Raw genomic sequence first — 587 nt, forward strand, 5'->3', positions numbered from 1 at the left:
TTTGAGCGTAATGTGAAGCGCTTGGTCGACATGCTGATAGCTTTTTTGAGCCTTGTGCTGTTCTCTCCTTTGATGTTGGCTTGCTATGTGGCCGTTCGCCTGGAGGACGGCGGTCCTGCCATATTCCGTCAGGAGCGTATCGGCCGTTTCGGCCGTCCTTTCAATATCTACAAGTTCCGCTCGATGCGTCTTGATGCCGAGCGTAAGGGTCCCCAGCTTTACCGCAGCGGCAGCGACCCCCGTCTGACCCGTGTGGGCAAGTTTCTCCGCGAGCACCATCTGGACGAGTTGCCTCAGCTTTGGAACGTATTCATCGGCGACATGGCCTTCATCGGTCCCCGTCCCGAGCGTCGTTTTTATATTGACCAGATAATGTCTCGGGACGGCCGTTACGCCTTTCTTTACCAGATCCGTCCCGGTGTGACTTCCTACGCCACTCTTTACAACGGTTATACAGATACCTTGGAGAAGATGCTGAGCCGTTTGGAGTATGATCTTTATTATCTTGAGCACCGTTCTTGGGGGCTTGACATGAAGATATTGTGGCTGACCTTTTATAAGATTGTGAGCGGAAAGAAGTTCTGAGA

Annotated in this window: 1 protein-coding gene; it reads left to right on the top strand. The window is 52.3% G+C overall.

Annotation, left to right across the window (positions count from 1 at the left end):
* On the top strand, positions 1-585 hold a 585-nt coding region (locus C5S62_RS05920), incomplete at its 5' end, for a sugar transferase (protein WP_104404477.1).
* Positions 586-587: the final 2 nt, after the last annotated feature.

Source organism: Prevotella sp. MGM2 (assembly GCF_002933955.1).
Classification (GTDB): domain Bacteria; phylum Bacteroidota; class Bacteroidia; order Bacteroidales; family Bacteroidaceae; genus Alloprevotella.